Genomic DNA, 16,552 nt, shown 5'->3' on the forward strand with positions numbered 1-16,552 from the left:
AGGGGCGCCGGTTTGGCGCCCCATTTCTTTTAACTGTTATCAGTCTCGTGCCGGTATGGCTTTGCCGCGCTGAACCGCTGGGCGTTGGAAGAAACGATCAACATAAGCGACGACATTGGAATAGCCGTCCCAATCAACCACATCCTTCGCGCCATAGAAATCCAGCGCATTCAGCCACGGAGCAAGCGCGATATCCGCGATGGAATACTCGCCTGCGATCCAGTCCTGTCCTTCCAGTTGCGTGTTCACTACGTTCAGCAGGCGCTTGGCTTCGTTGATGTAACGCTCGCGCGGGCGCGGATCTTCTATCTCGCTGCCAGCGAACTTGTAGAAAAACCCGAGCTGGCCAAACATTGGCCCGATGCCTCCCATCTGAAACATCAGCCATTGGGTGATCCGGTGCTTGTCCGCTGCGCTTTGACCCAGGAACTTACCTGTTTTTTCGGCCAGATACAGAAGGATGGCACCGCTTTCGAACAGGGCCAGCGGCACACCATCCGGGCCGTCGGGGTCGATTATCGCCGGGATCTTGTTGTTCGGGTTCAGCGACAGGAACTCGGAGCTTTTAACATCAGCATCTGCCAGTGTCACCAGATGCGCCTCATAGGGCAGGCCGGTTTCCTCAAGCATGATCGAGGCTTTAACGCCGTTTGGTGTTGGATAGGAGTAGAGTTGAAGGATGCTGGGATTCTTCGCAGGCCATCTGTCGGTTACGAAAAAAGGTGCAAGTTGAGACATGAAACCCCCTGAGTAATGCCGTTTGGGGAAAAATAGGGTGGCTTTCCCCTAAAAAACATACCCTTCTTCATGCGTTTAACGCACAATTCCTATGCGCTCATGCGTGAACAGAGGCGTGGTCTAAAAAAACAAGAGGGATGCTATGCTGGAAGAATTCAAGACTTTCATTGCCAAGGGCAATGTCATGGACATGGCGGTCGGTATCATTATCGGTGCCGCATTTACTGCAATCGTTACCTCGTTGGTGGGCGATCTGATCAATCCGCTTATTGGATTGTTCACAGGGGGTATCGACTTTACGAACAACTACGCCGTTCTGGCAGGTGACGTGGCCGAAGGTGCCAGCCTTGAAGCGGCACGTGAAGCAGGCGCATCTGTCTTTGCCTATGGTGCTTTCATAATGGCTATTATCAATTTCCTGATCATCGCCTGGGTCGTCTTCATGCTGGTAAAAATGGTGAACAAGGTCAAAGACGCTGCCGAAGCAGAGGAAGAAGCGGCTGAAGAGGCGCCCGCAGGTCCTAGCGAACTGGACATCCTGATGGAAATCCGGGACGCTTTGAAGAAATAGACCAGTAGTTCTGTTATGACATCGGGCTCCGCACCAATCGCGGAGCTTGTTTTATTGGAATTGACGAACAGAAAACACGAGGAAATTCGAGATGGAACAAACCGCCGACTTGGCTGAGCAGGCGATTGGTATGGCCAATCAATACTTGCCCATTGCCTTGAATGCAGCGAAGGCACTGATCGTTCTTGTTTTGGGCTGGATCGCCGCCCGAACGATCGCGGGTGTTGTACGCCGCCGGATCAACAAAACACCGCAGATCGACCCGACTCTTGGGAATTTTGCCGCCAGCGTGATCAAGTGGGCGATTTTGGCAATTGTTCTGGTCGCCGTTCTGGGGATCTTCGGGATAGAAGCCACCAGTATCGTCGCCATTCTGGGTGCTGCCTCTCTGGCTGTCGGGTTGGCACTGCAGGGTACGCTGAGTGATCTTGCGGCCGGTGTAATGTTGGTGGTTTTCCGGCCCTACAAGCTGGGACAGTATGTGGATATCGGTGGCACGGCAGGAACCGTTATGGACCTGAGCCTGTTCACGACCGAGCTTGTGACCCCCGACAACGTGCAGATCATTGTTCCAAACGGTCAGGCATGGGGGTCGATCATAACCAATTATTCAGCCCACGACACACGTCGTGTCGATCTGGTGTTTGGAATTGATTACGGGGACAGCGCAGATACCGCCATGCAGATCATTCTGGATGTGGCCAAGGCCGACCAGCGCATTCACAGCGATCCTGAACCCTGGGTGCGGGTCACGAATCTGGGCGACAGCTCAGTCGATCTGACTGCGCGGCTATGGTGTGCGGCAGCCGATTACTGGGACGTCAAGTTCGAGCTTACGAAGGCGGTGAAAGAGGCGTTTGACGCCAAAGGTGTTTCGATTCCGTATCCGCATTCGGTCGAAATTCAGAAACAGGGGTGACAGCTGGCGCCCATTGTTTGGGCGAGCATTCATCCTTTCCGCGCATTGAGAAGGGCACCGCGCAGAAACGCGGTGCCCTTTTTTGTGAAAGTCGTCGGTTCGATACCGACCGCGCCACCCTGAAAATTACCATCAACAGGCAACTTCAGGAGTGGAGGCGCTTACGATTTGACCACCACGTTTGGCGAAACGACGTCGATGCCAAGGGCCTTGCCAACGGCATAGTAGGTCAGTTTACCAGCATGAACGTTCAGACCTTCCAGCAGGTGCGGATCGTCCTGACATGCCTGTTTCCATCCCTTGTCGGCCAGCGACAGCATGAACGGCATCGTGGCATTGCCCAGTGCTATGGTCGAGGTGCGCGCAACAGCGCCCGGCATGTTGGCAACGCAGTAATGCATAATGCCATCGACATCGTAGATCGGATCGGCATGGGTGGTGGCTTTTGACGTTTCAAAGCACCCGCCTTGGTCGATGGCGACATCCACCAGTACTGCGCCGGGTTTCATCGTCGACAGTTGAGCGCGCGACACCAGTTTCGGTGCGGCTGCGCCGGGGATCAGAACAGCACCGATGACCATATCGGCGTCCTGGATCAGTTCAGCGGTCGCGCCTGCTGTCGAATACTGGTTCTTGAAAGTTCCGCCAAAGACATCGTCCAGATAGCGAAGGCGCGGCAGCGACCGATCCAGAACGGTGACATCAGCCCCCATTCCGGCGGCAATCTTGGCCGCGTGTGTCCCGACGACACCGCCGCCAATCACAACAACTTTGGCCGGGCCGACGCCGGGAACGCCACCCATCAGAACCCCACGGCCGCCATTGGCCTTCTGCAGGGTCCAGGATCCGACCTGAGGGGCCAGACGACCGGCGACCTCGGACATAGGTGCCAGCAGCGGCAGGCCGCCGTTGGCATCCGTTACGGTCTCATACGCGATTGCGGTACAGCCCGACTCCAGCAGGTCATGCGTCTGATCCGGGTCCGGAGCCAGGTGCAGATAGGTGAACAGCAACTGTCCTTCACGCAGCATCTTGCGTTCAACCGCCTGCGGTTCCTTGACCTTGACGATCATGTCAGCGGTGGCAAACACCTCTTCCGCGGTGTCAATAATTTGCGCACCAGCGGCGACATAGGCGTCGTTGTCGAAACCTGCGCCGATGCCTGCACCGGATTCGATCAGGACTTGGTGTCCGCGTGCGACCGCTTCCTGAGCGGCATTGGGCGTCATCCCGACGCGAAATTCCTGAGGTTTGATTTCCTTGGGGCAACCGATTTTCATTGGGCTCTCCGTTCACAAGCTGCTTAAATTATGTGCATCTTGCCGCGCAATTTCTGTGAAAGAAAACGTGCCAACGGACTTTTCTTTGGAAGAATTTCCCGTACTATTCGAGAAACTCGCAAAGGAATTGCAGGAATGAGCCTAGACACGACTGATCGAAAGATTCTGGCCGCACTTCAAAAGAATGGCCGGATGTCGAATTCGGAACTGTCTGAACAGGTCAACCTGTCTCCGTCTGCGTGCCACCGCCGCGTTCAACGGTTGGAGGTTGACGGCTATATCCGCAACTACGTGGCTCTGCTTGACGCGCGAAAAATGAACGTGCCTACCACCGTCTTTGTCGAGATCACGCTACAAGGCCAGGCCGAAGAAGTTCTGGATGTTTTCGAAAAGGCGGTGGCCCGGATACCGGATGTGCTGGAGTGTCACCTGATGGCCGGCACCGCAGACTACATTCTTAAGGTCGTGGCGGAAAACACAGAAGATTTCGCGCGTATCCACCGGCAATATTTGTCGCGCTTGCCTGGGGTGGCGCAGATGCAAAGTTCATTTGCGCTGCGTACCGTGTTCAAGACCACGGCCTTGCCGGTCTGATCGTCATAACGGGCCGGGATAGGTGAACAGCAGCAGGTGGGTCAGATTGAACCCGAAATGCATCGCAACAGGCACCCAGAGCCGACCAGTTGCATAGTATCCCAACCCGCACCCCAACCCGAGAAGGGATGCAAAGCCCACAAGCGCGGGTCCTCCGCCGATATGCGCCAATCCAAACAGCAGGCTGGCAGCGACCAGACCGCCTGTTACCCCAAGGCGCGAAGTAATGGCAGATTGCAAGTAGCCGCGAAAGAACGCCTCTTCCGTAAGACAAGTCAGAAACAGGTTGGACAGGCAAAAAACCAACCACCAATAAGGGGCTGAGAGGTCCACGCGCACCGCGCCCAGCGATAGACCCAGCAGAAACAGGCCGGGTAAAATCAGCAAACCCGTTAGCAAAGGTCTTATTCTGGTCTGGATTGCGCTGTTCAGCATTCCGGGCCAAGCCAGAAGAACGGCAAAGAAGACCATGGGTTTGTCCAGATTCAGATGCAGTGTGAAGCTTGCGCTGGAGACACTTGCCTGCACCTGATCCAGCAGTTTCAAATTGTTGAATCCTGGCAACAGATGTGCCCCCAATGCCAGGCACCACAGGATCAACAGCGTATGCCCCGCAATAGCCAGCAGACCTGTATGGCGAGGGAGGAAGAAGGCCACGATCAGACCAAGCGCCACCGCCACGATTGCTGTCGGTGACATCAGCCCGGTAACCGAGGCGACACTGACGAACAGAATCAGCAGGGCAAACGCAAGTCCGGATCGTCGCCCCATCGCCGCGACTTGCGCTGTGATCAAGATCAGCCAGGGCCATGTGACCGGCAATGTCGAAAAGAAATACGTCACGGCGTTCTCGTCTGAATTGTGGACCCAGTCATGCCGCACAAAAACAAGGCAATGCAAGCAACCTGAAAGCGCGCGATTGGCGCCTTGTGTCAATTCTTGTGCTTGTATCCTTTGGGCCAGACGTACACATTCGGGTAAAAGACCATATACCCGTCCAGACCCTGATTTCCGATAGAGACTGCTGCAACGGATCGGCTTCGATTTATCTGATGACATCAGGCGGTTACACAGGCCCGATATGGTTCGAACCCGATGACTGAGAAGGAGCTGATCTTGGCTTACGAGAACGATGGGGGCACCAAGAACTGGCTTGAGGCCGAATTGGAAGACACGCTGGATGAAGACTTCGAAATCGAGTTCAGCGAGCCTATGCTGTCGATGGAAGTCCGCAAAATCTATCGGGACCAGCACCCTGAAATGCTGGATCGCAAAGTCTATTTCCGAAACCTGCTGCGGTTGCAGGCCGAGTTGATCAAGGTGCAGGATTGGGTTCAGCACACTGGCGCCAAGGTTTGTATCCTGTTTGAAGGCCGTGATAGTGCGGGCAAGGGGGGCGTGATCAAACGGATCACGCAGCGCCTGAACCCCCGTGTCGCCCGTGTGGTCGCTCTGCCTGCCCCCAGTCGCCGCGAGCAGAGCCAATGGTACTTTCAACGCTACGTGCCGCATCTGCCTGCGGCTGGTGAAATCGTGTTGTTCGACCGCTCGTGGTACAACAGGGCGGGGGTTGAACGGGTGATGGGCTTTGCGTCCGAGGATCAGGTCGAACAGTTCTTTCAGGACGTTCCCGAATTTGAACGGATGCTGGTGCGGTCAGGGATCATTCTGCTGAAATACTGGTTCTCGATCACGGATGAAGAGCAACAACTGCGGTTCCTCATGCGTATTCACGATCCGATGAAACAGTGGAAACTGTCACCGATGGATCTTGAATCCCGCATTCGCTGGGAGGCGTACACGAAGGCCAAGGAAGACATGTTGTTTCGAACCAACATACCAGAAGCACCGTGGTATATCGTTGAGGGCAATGACAAGAAACGCGAACGTCTGAATTGTATCGAGCATCTGTTGACAAGAATCCCCTACGAAGACGTGCCACAGGAAAAGGTCAATTTGCCTGACCGGCGGTACAATCCTGAATACGAGCGGCGGGTATTGCCAGACGAGCTTTACGTCCCAAAGATTTACTGAGCAACGCATGCGAGGCCGGCAGGGCCGACCTCGCACAATTTCAAGTGATCAGGCTGCATCCATCATGCAGTCATGGGTGAAGATATTGATCATGAAGACATCGCAGCCATCGTCTTCGGTCGTTTCGGTGTCGACAGGCTCAATCTCGGTCTCCGGAGTGGTATCTATGGTCGGCAGGGTATCGACATCGTCGACATCTGCCACATCAGTGCCGTCATTCATGTCGTCGCGCCAATCAAACTCGTCAAACTGCGTTTGCAGGTTTTCAAGGAAGCTGGCGATTTCATCCAGGAATGCCTGAATGTCAAAGCAGAAGGCTTCCGGCTCACCACCATCGACGACTTCAGTATCGGGCGTTTCAGGTTGCGGGTCTTCGGTTTCGGTAACGTCAGTATCCGGCGCTTCAGGTTCCGGTTCTTCAGTTTCGGTTACGTCAGTGTCCGGTGTTTCGGGTGTTGTTTCCTCGGTACCGGGGGTTTCAGGTTCCGGTTCTTCGGTCTCAGTGACGTCGGTATCAGGTGTCTCGGGGTCCGGCTCTTCCGTCTCTGTGACATCGGTGTCCGGTGTTTCGGGTGTTGGTTCCTCGGTTCCGGGGGTCTCGGTCCCAGGCTCTTCGGTCTCGGTGACGTCAGTATCCGGGGTTTCGGTTTCTGGTTCCTCGGGCTCAGCAACCTCGTCCGGTGTTGTCGGAGGAACGGGCGGGGCGTTTGTATTGCCGTTGTCCAGCATGACAGCCGCGTCGGTTGCGGCAAAGTTTTGCGTGACCATCACGGCATCGAAGCCTTGCATGTCACCGGTTTCGATCCCGATCCCGATATACTTGAAATCCGGGTTCAGGATATTGGCGCGGTGACCCGGACTGTTCATCAGGTTTTGATGCAACTGGGCGACATCGTCGCTGATACCCGGCGCGCCGCGTTCGGACTGCCATGCGATGTTTTCCCCGGTGCGCCAGCTTCCTTCAAGATCGAACCCCGCGTTTTGCATCCGCTGGGTTGCGCTGGAACCGCCTGAACCGGTGTGGCTGAAGGTGTCTGTATTCAGCATCCAGGTGCTGTGATCTTCGGACGAGTCGTTCAGCTGCGTTTCAAGCTGCAGCGGGTTGAGCCCGCGGGATGTGCGCTCCTGGTTTATCAGCGCCAACATCTCACGTTCGTATGTACTTGCAGTCGACATATTTGCCTCCGTTTGTGTTTGTGTCCTTGCGGACGGGCTCACTTAGAGGCGGGGATGTCGGGGGCGATAGAGGGCGGCGCAATTCAGGCGAGTTTTGGCGGCGCGATGCTACCGAGACGAGATTCGCTGCGCTGCAAAGCGCCGGGCAAAACACTGCCTGTACGGAATTGGCAGCTTGCCGCACAACCTGAACCACGAGTCGGCGGATTGTATCCGAGCCCTGAAACGACAAACCCCCGGGCCATGCCTCGGGGGTCGTCAAATAGTGTCATCCAAAGCTGGACGAAATCAAAGATCTTAAAGCAGACCTTCGCGCTGGGCTTTCTTGCGCGCCAGTTTACGGGCACGGCGAATCGCTTCAGCTTTCTCGCGCGCTTTTTTCTCGGACGGTTTCTCGAAATGTTGCTTGAGCTTCATTTCACGGAACACGCCTTCGCGCTGCAGCTTTTTCTTCAGGGCACGAAGCGCCTGATCGACGTTATTGTCGCGAACACTAACCTGCATGTGGTTGTCACCACCTTTCTAGATAGAGTTGCAAGGAAATTGCAGGAGTTGGCCGTATAGCAAAGCCGCCCTAACTTGTCTAGTACTGGGCCTGACAACCGGAGAACCGTCATGACCACCACATATGAAGATGCAAAACGGCAGCTTTTGGACGCGATGCTGAACCATGTTCCTTTCGACGGCTGGTCGGAAACTAGCTTTCGCGCCTCGGTTTCCGATTGTGGGCTGGATGACGGTTTGGCACGTGCAATCTGCCCGCGCGGGGCGGTTGATCTGGCACTGGCCTTTCATGCGCGCGGCGATCAGGTGATGCTGGACCGCCTCAGGTCCGAGGACATGAGCGGGCTAAAATTTCGCGACAAGATTGCCGCCGCGGTCAGGTTCCGGTTGCAGGCTGTTGAAGACAAAGAGCTGGTGCGCCGGGGCATGACGCTGTTTTCCCTGCCAGCATATGCGGCCGATGGGGCCATGGCCTTATGGCAGACCTGTGACCTGATCTGGGGCGCGCTGGGCGATACATCGGACGATGTGAACTGGTACACCAAACGGGCAACCTTGTCGGGGGTCTATTCCTCGACCTTGCTGTTCTGGCTGGGCGATGACAGCCCCGACTATCAGCGCACCTGGGAGTTTCTGGATCGCCGGATCGCAAATGTCATGGAGTTCGAAAAGCTCAAGGCTCAGGTGCGTGACAACCCGGTGTTGAAACCCTTTCTTGCAGTTCCGAACTGGCTGGCGGGTCAGGTGAGGGCGCCGTCCAAGATGCAGGGTGATCTGCCTGGAGTGTTGAACCCCCGAAAGTAACACGTCTTGGTGCTGGGCCTTGCCTCTGATGCCTGTTAGGCATTGGGCAAAGGAGGTGCTTATGACCCAGATGATGCGTGCTGTTGAGATCACTCAACCGGGTGGTCCCGATGTTTTGCAGCTGACCGAACGGCCTATCCCTAAGCCGGGGGCCGGACAGGTTGTATTGAAAGTGTCCTATGCCGGGGTGAACCGCCCCGATGCTTTGCAACGCGCGGGCGCTTACGATCCGCCGCCGGGCGCCAGCGACCTGCCGGGGCTTGAGGCTTCGGGCGAAGTGGTTTCAGTTGGTGCGGGGGTTGAAGGACTGTCTGTCGGCGATCGGGTCTGCGCACTGCTGCCGGGCGGAGGATATGCGGAATACGTTTCGACCCCAGCGACCCATTGTTTGCCAGTGCCTGCAGGTATGGGAATGAAAGAGGCAGCGTGTCTGCCCGAGACCTTCTTTACAGTCTGGTCCAACGTGTTCATGCGTGGCGGGTTGAAGGCAGGTGAACGCTTTTTGGTTCACGGTGGGTCCAGCGGAATTGGTACGACGGCAATCCAACTGGCCAATGCCTTTGGCGCGCGCGTTTTTGCCACGGCTGGGTCGGATGAGAAATGTGAGGCTTGCGTCAAGCTGGGCGCGGAAAAGGCGATCAACTATCGAAACGAGGATTTCGTAGCAGCCATGCGCGCCGAAGGTGGGGCAAACCTGATCCTTGATATGGTCGGCGGTGATTACATTCCGCGCAACGTCAAAGCTCTGGCCGAGGATGGGCGGCTGGTGCAAATCGCGTTTCTGCAAGGGCCTGTGGTCGAGCTGAACTTTGCCGTGATGATGGTCAAGCGTCTGACCCTGACCGGCAGCACCCTGCGCCCGCAAAGCGATCTGGCCAAGGCGCAAATCGCGCAGGACCTGCGCGAAGCTGTCTGGCCTCTTTTGGAAGCCGGAAAAGTTGCGCCCGTGATGGACAGCGAGTTTGATCTGACCGAGGCAGCCGCCGCCCATGCGCGCATGGAAAGCTCGGGCCATATTGGCAAGATTGTTCTGAAGATCGCGGGTTGAGTTTTGAATGCGCGGGCGTGTCCCGCGCGTTCACGCAACGGCTCGGCGATACAGATGCCACGTGGCATGACCCAGAACGGGCATCACCACGATAAGACCCAACAGCAGTGGCAAAGCCCCCAGGAACAAAAGCACCGCTACAATGAACCCCCAGGTCAGAATGACTCCGGGGTTGTGACGCAGCACTCTGAATGATGTCACAACAGCAACCGGTAGGCCCACTTTGCGGTCCAGCAGTAAGGGAAAACTGACCACGCTGATCGCCAGAGCGCAAAGGGCAAAAACAAACCCAACCGCAGTTCCGACAATGACCATCGCCCAGCCCGCAGAGGTCGTGAAAACCTGCGTGGCAAATGCGCTGAGCGACGCTGGAACCTCGGGGCCCATCGTGTAGGTGTGAATGCTTTGCGCCACCATTAGCCAAAGCAGCAGCAGCATTACTAGGTAAAACCCCAAAACCAGAATTGCTCCGAACGACGGCGATCGAAGCACACCAAATGCGTCCAGCCAGTGAACCTCGCTGCCCTGTTCACGTTTGCGGCTGATTTCATAGAGGCCCACGGCCGCAACAGGCCCGATCAGCGCAAAGCCTGCGACCAGAGGGGCCAGAAGCGGAACCAGATTGGCATTCAGGGCAAAGCCGAACATCAAAAGCCCGGCGATCGGATAAACCAGGACAATGAATACGACATCCGCTCGGGTTTCGAGAAAATCCTGATACCCCGCCCTCAGGCAGGCCCGTAGGTCTTGCAGGGTCAAGGTCTGCACCATTGGCACTTGCGTTGGATCTGCACTGCCAAGTTGCGAGACGCTTTCGGTGACGTGGTCACTTGTGGCGCCCAGAGCCTGGGCTGCCCAGCTGATCGGATTTCCGATTGTCTTAGCCATTTCTTCACCCTTCCCTGGCGAGACTTGCGCCGCGGAACGGATCCGGCATTCAGTTGCCCGTGGCCGGTCCAACCGGCAACGCCATACCTCAGTATAACATAAATTTGCGAAATCTGGATCAATACTCCGGCATCGGACGGATTGCCCTGTGTCACAGTCATGTTAGCTTGATGGCAGGCAAGAGGAGATCAGGATGCAGCAAACAGCGAAAACGGTTGTGATTCATGAATTTGGTGGGCCTGAGGTTCTGCGGATCGAAGACAGGCCAGTGGGCGACCCCGGTCCGGGTGAGATACGTATTCGGCATCAGGCCTGCGGGTTGAACTTCATCGACGTATATCAACGCACCGGCCTGTATCCCCTTGATCTTCCACATGCTTTAGGCATGGAAGCGGCGGGTACCGTTGAAGCGGTTGGGGAAGGGGTGACCCACCTTCAACCGGGGCAGCGCGCCGCTTACGCCGCAGCCCCGCCCGGTGCATATTGCGAGGCGCGTGTGATGCCCGCAGCGCAGGTTTGCCCGCTACCGGATGGCATCACATTCGAAGCCGGCGCAGCGATGATGCTGAAAGGTCTGACAGTTGAATACCTGTTTCACCGGACCACACCATTGAAGCGGGGCGATACGGTTCTGTTCCATGCGGCAGCTGGCGGGGTCGGGTTGATTGCATGCCAATGGGCTAAATCCGAAGGCATCACCTTGATCGGAACGGCGGGGAGTGACGAAAAATGCAGCCTTGCCCGGTTTAACGGGGCCGCGCATTGCATCAATTACAGGTCCGAGAATTTCGCCGAACGTGTGGCTGAGATTACAAAGGGTCAGGGCGTAGACGTGGTGATGGATTCGGTTGGGGCGGACACGTTCGAAGGATCACTGGATTGCCTGAAACCGCTGGGCATGATGATTTCCTTCGGCAACGCCTCGGGCCCGGTTCCACCGTTCAACCTTGGGATTCTGGGCCAGAAAGGTTCGCTCAAGATCACCCGGCCCACGTTGTTTACACATATCGCGGACCATGCGGTGTGTCAGGCAATGTCGCGTCGCCTGTTTGGCAAAGTCGAGGGGGGTGAGGTCAAAATCCATGTCGATCAGCGCTTTGCCTTGGATCAGGTTGCTGATGCGCATCGCGCGCTTGAGGCGCGGCAAACGACCGGCAGCACAATTCTGGACCTGTAACGCAGTACCGAAACGCCATTGCCCTTAGAATTGGGATACTTGATGCGCCGGATGGGAAGGACAAGAGGTCTTCAATGACATACGGCGGCGGAAAAACCGCCGCCGCTGTGCCTGAAAAAAATCAGGTTTTACTGCGATTGCAGCTCTGCGGGAGATTTTTCAGCAATCGTTTCCCAGTTTGCGCTCGCGCTTTCGATGAAACCTGGGATGTCGCCTTCCCAGCGCTCCTGAATGTCTTTGGACAGGTTCAGATACAGCTTGTTGTCAACGATCTTCCAGTGGTTCGGGTCGCCGTCGAATTTAAAGCCCATGGCCGCGCCGAAGGCACAATAGCCGCCATATGCAGGCAGGTACGCTTCGGGGTTGGCTTCAAAGGCAGCTTTGTTTTCTTCCGACGAGAAACGGTACAGGGCCTCATCATGCAGCGCAGTGATGCGGTAATCGCCTTTTGTCGCTTCGCCAGCGGTGAAGTACGCCACCGGATCATAACCCTGCATGGCCAGACCGGTCGAGCTTGCGTTGATTTCGACGCCAGCCGCCAGTGCGGAGGTTGCCAAAGTGACAGACAGTGCCACGCCACTGATCAGAGATTTAAACTTGTTCATTGCTTCACCTTTCGTGAAAAGAGCCCGTTCGGCACCGCGAAAATTGCCGCCGTAAGGCCCAGATTGTTGTCCTGTGTGGCCCGTAATTGACCGTCACGATAGCGATTTGGGAAGCGGGCTGATCACGTTCAAAACAATGATTTGTGATTGTGCGCAGGTGATAGAACCACTGTTATTTTTTGCCGATCTCGCCTCAGGCATCCGGCCTTAGGTTCAGGACAAATGCGATGACTTTGCATGCGGACATTTCACAGGGTCTTAGCAACGCGCCGCTGCCCATGGTCTGATACAGGTTCAGGCTGATATAGTCGGCTCCGCCCAGTTCGTGCGCAACCAGCTTGTGGGATTTACCACCCGCCATTCGTTGACGCACAACAACATAGCGTCGACCGCCGGAGGTTCCGGTGAAACTGCCCAAGGGCAGTGCAAAAAGAGCAGACAGAAACCCGTCTGGCGCGATCACGGCTTTCCGATTCTGGGTTCCGTTCCGGCCTTGATCCGCGCGACGTTCGAGCTGTGCCGCCAGTAGACCAGAAGTGTCAGAATTATCCCAAGGATAAATGTAGTCCCGTTTGACAGCAACAACACCCAAGTTGTTGAAAGCGCGGCCGCAGCCAATGCGCCAACCGAGGATATCCGCCAGATTGCCGCCGCGACCAGCCAGGTCAGGCAGCAGGCAACACCGATGCGCCAGTCCAGTGCCAGCCAAAGCCCCAGAAAGGTTGCCACGCCCTTGCCACCCTTGAAGCTCAGCCAAACCGGAAAGCAATGGCCTAGAAACACCAAAAGAGCGGCAACCTGGGCCGCATCTTCACCCGCATATGCGTGTGCGATCAGAACGGCCGCCGCCCCCTTGCCTGCGTCAAACAGCAAGGTCAGTGCCGCAGCGGCCTTGTTGCCGGTGCGCAGGACATTTGTCGCCCCGATATTCCCGGACCCGATCTCGCGCAGATTTCCCAGCCCCATGATCTTGGCAAGCAACAAGCCGAAGGGAATGGAGCCCATCAGGTATCCAACCACCGCCCACTGGAGCAGTTCGCTAGTCGAGTTGTCGATTGGGGGCATCAGGGTCTCCGGAACACTTCATTACCTGCCACATAAGTCGAAATGACCTTACCTTGCATCCGCTGGCCGTCAAATGGAGTGTTCTGAGATTTTGATTTTAGTGCAAACCGATCAAGCACAAAAGGCACATCCGGGTCGAACAGAACCAAATCGGCTGGCGCGCCTTTCGACAGGCGACCGCTGTCCAGTCCAAGCCGCTTGGCCGGGTTAAGGGCCATGGCCCGAAACAGCGTCGGCAAATCCAGCTGACCCGCGTGATACAGACGCAAGGCCGCGGGCAGAAGCGTTTCCAGCGCGACCGCACCCGAGGCCGCTTCTTCAAACGGCAGCCGCTTGCTTTCTTCGTCCTGAGGGGTGTGCATCGAGCTGATGATATCGATCAGCCCGGTGCGAACGGCTTCAATAACCGCTTGCCTGTCGTCTTCTGATCGCAGCGGCGGCTTGACCTTGAAGAAGGTGCGATAGTCGGCCACGTCAAGCTCGTTCAACGTCAAGTGGTGGATCGACGTCCCTGCGGTTATGTCCAGCCCATTGCGCTTGGCGCGCTCCAGCGCAGGCAGCGCCCGGGCAGTGGTGATTTGGTCGGCGTGATAGGCGGCGCCGGTCATCTCCAGCAGGGCAATGTCGCGGTCCAGCCCCATCCGCTCTGCCATCGGTGACACTGTGGGCAGGCCGCGCAATGCCGCGAACTTGCCACTGGTCGCTGCGGCCCCGGCGCTCAGCCCCGGCTCTTGCGGGTGGGCTATCACAAGCGCGCCACAGGATTTCGCATAGGTCAGGGCACGGGAAAACACCTTGGTATTAGTGATGACGTGATCGCAATCGGTGAAGGCGATTGCACCCGCGTCCATCAGAAACCCGATCTCGGTCATCTCACGCCCTTCGCGCCCTTTGGTCAGGGCAGCCATCGGCAGAACATTGACTGGCGCATCGGCCTGCGCCCGGCGTGTCGCGAATTCCAGCGTTTCCGGTGTGTCGACTGCTGGCAGAGTATCCGGTCGGGTGACAATCGTCGTGACACCGCCAGCTGCAGCAGCAAGTCCTGCTGACCGATAACTTTCCTTATGACGTTCACCGGGTTCACAGACCTTGACGCCAATATCGATGATGCCAGGGGCGAGGCACTTGCCGTTGCACTCTACGATATGCCCTTCAGTACACGGCGCGCTTCCTTCGCCTCGGGCGGTAATCCGGCCATTGTTCACCTGCAACCAGCCAGTTGACTCTGTTCCGGCTTCGGGGTCGATCAGGCGGGCGTTGGCGAAAAGAACGGAAGTCATGGAACAGCCCTTTCGATGGCGGCCTTCGTGGCGGCGGGATCGGCCTGATACTTGATCAGGTGTTTGTCGCCGCCTTTGGTAACGACTTGGACAAAACTGCCCATGGTTTTAACCGCCTCGACCTGATTCAGCGGTACTTTGCGGGGACCGGGGCCGGTCAACAAAGTGCCGGTCATCTCCCAGTTAGCAGCCAGTTCTTCCGATGCCAGATACCACGCGCGGATGCCAATTGCGGCGAGGCCGGCGGGTGCTCCGGTCCAGACATAAGGGTTGCCGGTCAACCACAAGACAGCCATTGCACCGGCCATGGCAGCCGCCGCTAGCCATGCATTGGTGCGGATATACGCGCCCTTGTCCGGGGCAAAGACTACAGGATCAGCCATAGAATCCCTCCGGTGACCAAAAGTACTGCCAATGCCATAACAGCCGAGCCTATGCGGAGCGGTTTGTTGTCAACCGGCGCGGTTTGCGGGGCGGAGAAAGGCTTGGCACTTTCGGTTTCGATCACACCGCCGGTCCAATTGGTTGCCACTTCCGTGAAAAGACCCGTCAGGTGAAGCCGGGGATCGGGTTCAAGGGTCGTGGCCTGGTCTTTGAACGCCGCGCTGCGCAGAACCATGACCCATCCGCCGATCTGCGCCAGCGCCGCACGGTCCAACTGATCCTCGGACACGCCGCACCCTTCGTTCAGATAGCCGTAAAGCCCAAGTTCTTCGAGGTCGGATACCGGAAAGATGTCGATGTGCTCGGGGTCCAGCCCGTCGATGCCAAGCACCTGTTCGGCAGCCCCCGGTTCGCGCAGGAACTTCGCCTCTTCCGGGCGCATGTCCAGCGCGAACAGGCGCAGGACGCCGCGTTCATGAGGGGCGACGGTCAGATTGCTCATGCAACCTCGCGCAGGTTTCGGGCCAGAAGGTCCATGGCGGCCATGCGGACAGCGACCCCCATCTCCACCTGCTCCTGTATTACGGATCGATTGATGTCATCAGCCAGGGTTCCGTCGATCTCAACCCCGCGGTTCATTGGGCCGGGGTGCATGACGATGGCATCGGGCTTGGCCAGCGCCAGCTTTTCAGCATTCAAGCCGTAACGGTGGTAGTATTCGCGTTCTGACGGGATGAAGCCTCCGTCCATTCGTTCTTTCTGAAGGCGCAGCATCATGACCACATCGACGTCTTTGAGACCCTCGTTCATGTCGTCATAAACCTCGGCCCCGAACTCGGCGAATTGCGACGGCACGAGTGTGGGCGGGCCGATCAGACGAATGCGGTTTTCCATCTTGCCCAGCAGGATCAAATTGGATCGAGCAACACGAGAGTGCGCGACATCGCCGCAAATGGCGATGTTCAGACGGTGCAGGCGACCTTTGGCGCGGCGGATCGTCAGCGCGTCCAGCAAAGCTTGTGTCGGATGTTCATGCCGCCCGTCGCCTGCGTTCAGAACAGCGCAGTTGACCTTTTGCGCCAGCAGGTCGACCGCGCCCGAATGCGGGTGACGCACCACCAAAAGGTCGGGATGCATCGCGTTCAGGGTCAGCGCAGTGTCGATCAGCGTCTCGCCCTTTTTGATCGAACTGGCCTGCATCGCCATGTTCATCACATCTGCACCCAGACGCTTGCCAGCCAGTTCGAAGCTTGCTTGCGTTCGGGTCGAGTTTTCAAAGAACATGTTGATCTGGGTGAGCCCCGACAACACATCCGAATGCTTGGTCGACTGGCGGTTCATGTCGACATAGGTTTCGGCCAGATCGAGAATTTCGGTGATATCGGATTGCGACAGATGCTCGATGCCAAGAAGGTGACGATGGGCGAAACGCATGGGCGGGCTCCTGTCTGACAATCGGGCCGCTTATAGAAAGCCACGCGGTGC

20 protein-coding genes are annotated in these 16,552 nt (G+C 57.1%); 7 read left to right on the forward strand and 13 right to left on the reverse strand.

The window, feature by feature from the left end; genetic code table 11:
- Positions 1-39 precede the first annotated feature (39 nt).
- Positions 40-738, reverse strand: coding sequence for a glutathione S-transferase N-terminal domain-containing protein (locus ACR0AP_RS10170; RefSeq protein WP_480506659.1), 699 nt, complete (start codon positions 736-738; stop codon positions 40-42).
- Positions 739-880: 142 nt separating this feature from the next.
- Here ACR0AP_RS10170 and mscL point away from each other — a divergent pair, with 142 nt between their 5' ends.
- A complete protein-coding gene (mscL, locus tag ACR0AP_RS10175; RefSeq protein WP_209598698.1) occupies positions 881-1,309 on the forward strand; it encodes a large conductance mechanosensitive channel protein MscL in 429 nt (142 codons plus the stop codon).
- A 130-nt stretch (positions 1,310-1,439) separates the two neighbouring features.
- Positions 1,440-2,228, forward strand: a complete 789-nt coding sequence (locus tag ACR0AP_RS10180) for a mechanosensitive ion channel family protein (protein WP_480506817.1) — start codon at positions 1,440-1,442, stop codon at positions 2,226-2,228.
- Positions 2,229-2,389: 161 nt separating this feature from the next.
- Here the strand turns inward: ACR0AP_RS10180 and ald are convergent, their stop codons facing one another.
- Positions 2,390-3,508, reverse strand: a complete 1,119-nt coding sequence (ald, locus tag ACR0AP_RS10185; RefSeq protein WP_480506660.1) for an alanine dehydrogenase — start codon at positions 3,506-3,508, stop codon at positions 2,390-2,392.
- A 135-nt stretch (positions 3,509-3,643) separates the two neighbouring features.
- Between ald and ACR0AP_RS10190 the strand changes: the two genes are divergently transcribed.
- Positions 3,644-4,102: an Lrp/AsnC family transcriptional regulator gene (locus ACR0AP_RS10190; protein WP_209506641.1), complete on the forward strand. Its 459-nt coding sequence runs from the start codon at positions 3,644-3,646 to the stop codon at positions 4,100-4,102.
- Between the two features lie 3 nt (positions 4,103-4,105).
- On the opposite strand, the gene ACR0AP_RS10195 is transcribed toward ACR0AP_RS10190, so the two are convergent.
- On the reverse strand, positions 4,106-4,945 hold the full coding sequence (locus tag ACR0AP_RS10195; protein ID WP_480506662.1) for a CPBP family intramembrane glutamic endopeptidase: 840 nt from the start codon (positions 4,943-4,945) through the stop codon (positions 4,106-4,108).
- Between the two features lie 252 nt (positions 4,946-5,197).
- Here ACR0AP_RS10195 and ppk2 point away from each other — a divergent pair, with 252 nt between their 5' ends.
- Positions 5,198-6,136 carry a polyphosphate kinase 2 gene (ppk2, locus tag ACR0AP_RS10200; protein ID WP_267365547.1) on the forward strand — a complete coding sequence of 313 codons (939 nt, stop codon included), beginning with the start codon at positions 5,198-5,200 and terminating at the stop codon, positions 6,134-6,136.
- Between the two features lie 48 nt (positions 6,137-6,184).
- On the opposite strand, the gene ACR0AP_RS10205 is transcribed toward ppk2, so the two are convergent.
- Positions 6,185-7,312, reverse strand: coding sequence for a CAP domain-containing protein (locus tag ACR0AP_RS10205; RefSeq protein WP_480506664.1), 1,128 nt, complete (start codon positions 7,310-7,312; stop codon positions 6,185-6,187).
- A gap of 297 nt (positions 7,313-7,609) precedes the next feature.
- A complete protein-coding gene (rpsU, locus tag ACR0AP_RS10210; RefSeq protein ID WP_005614280.1) occupies positions 7,610-7,816 on the reverse strand; it encodes a 30S ribosomal protein S21 in 207 nt (68 codons plus the stop codon).
- 111 nt (positions 7,817-7,927) lie between these two features.
- On the opposite strand from rpsU, the gene ACR0AP_RS10215 reads away from it, so the two are divergent.
- Both ACR0AP_RS10215 and ACR0AP_RS10220 read left to right on the forward strand, forming a co-directional pair.
- Positions 7,928-8,620, forward strand: coding sequence for a COQ9 family protein (locus tag ACR0AP_RS10215; RefSeq protein WP_480506665.1), 693 nt, complete (start codon positions 7,928-7,930; stop codon positions 8,618-8,620).
- Between the two features lie 61 nt (positions 8,621-8,681).
- A complete protein-coding gene (locus ACR0AP_RS10220) occupies positions 8,682-9,668 on the forward strand; it encodes an NAD(P)H-quinone oxidoreductase (protein ID WP_480506667.1) in 987 nt (328 codons plus the stop codon).
- A 30-nt stretch (positions 9,669-9,698) separates the two neighbouring features.
- On the opposite strand, the gene ACR0AP_RS10225 is transcribed toward ACR0AP_RS10220, so the two are convergent.
- Positions 9,699-10,556, reverse strand: a complete 858-nt coding sequence (locus ACR0AP_RS10225) for a DUF2189 domain-containing protein (protein ID WP_480486575.1) — start codon at positions 10,554-10,556, stop codon at positions 9,699-9,701.
- 193 nt (positions 10,557-10,749) lie between these two features.
- Here ACR0AP_RS10225 and ACR0AP_RS10230 point away from each other — a divergent pair, with 193 nt between their 5' ends.
- Complete coding sequence (locus ACR0AP_RS10230; RefSeq protein ID WP_480483039.1) at positions 10,750-11,733, forward strand: quinone oxidoreductase family protein; 984 nt, start codon at positions 10,750-10,752, stop codon at positions 11,731-11,733.
- A 128-nt stretch (positions 11,734-11,861) separates the two neighbouring features.
- Here ACR0AP_RS10230 and ACR0AP_RS10235 read toward each other — a convergent pair whose 3' ends face one another.
- The 7 genes from ACR0AP_RS10235 to ACR0AP_RS10265 form a co-directional block, all read right to left on the reverse strand.
- Complete coding sequence (locus tag ACR0AP_RS10235; RefSeq protein WP_480506669.1) at positions 11,862-12,338, reverse strand: YHS domain-containing (seleno)protein; 477 nt, start codon at positions 12,336-12,338, stop codon at positions 11,862-11,864.
- Positions 12,339-12,531: 193 nt separating this feature from the next.
- Positions 12,532-12,801 (reverse strand): hypothetical protein, encoded by a 270-nt coding sequence (locus tag ACR0AP_RS10240; RefSeq protein WP_480506671.1) that lies wholly within the window; start codon positions 12,799-12,801, stop codon positions 12,532-12,534.
- On the reverse strand, positions 12,798-13,403 hold the full coding sequence (plsY, locus tag ACR0AP_RS10245) for a glycerol-3-phosphate 1-O-acyltransferase PlsY (protein WP_480506673.1): 606 nt from the start codon (positions 13,401-13,403) through the stop codon (positions 12,798-12,800). The genes ACR0AP_RS10240 and plsY overlap by 4 nt, the downstream gene beginning before the upstream one ends.
- Positions 13,403-14,683: a dihydroorotase gene (gene pyrC, locus ACR0AP_RS10250; protein ID WP_480506674.1), complete on the reverse strand. Its 1,281-nt coding sequence runs from the start codon at positions 14,681-14,683 to the stop codon at positions 13,403-13,405. Before pyrC ends, plsY begins: the two co-directional genes overlap by 1 nt.
- The gene (locus ACR0AP_RS10255; RefSeq protein ID WP_480506675.1) at positions 14,680-15,066 is read right to left on the reverse strand and encodes a hypothetical protein; all 387 of its coding nucleotides are present in this window, start codon (positions 15,064-15,066) and stop codon (positions 14,680-14,682) included. Before ACR0AP_RS10255 ends, pyrC begins: the two co-directional genes overlap by 4 nt.
- Positions 15,051-15,569, reverse strand: coding sequence for a hypothetical protein (locus ACR0AP_RS10260; RefSeq protein ID WP_480506677.1), 519 nt, complete (start codon positions 15,567-15,569; stop codon positions 15,051-15,053). The genes ACR0AP_RS10255 and ACR0AP_RS10260 overlap by 16 nt, the downstream gene beginning before the upstream one ends.
- Positions 15,566-16,501: an aspartate carbamoyltransferase catalytic subunit gene (locus ACR0AP_RS10265; protein WP_267366053.1), complete on the reverse strand. Its 936-nt coding sequence runs from the start codon at positions 16,499-16,501 to the stop codon at positions 15,566-15,568. Before ACR0AP_RS10265 ends, ACR0AP_RS10260 begins: the two co-directional genes overlap by 4 nt.
- Positions 16,502-16,552: the final 51 nt, after the last annotated feature.

This window comes from Ruegeria sp. AF7 (assembly GCF_056541885.1).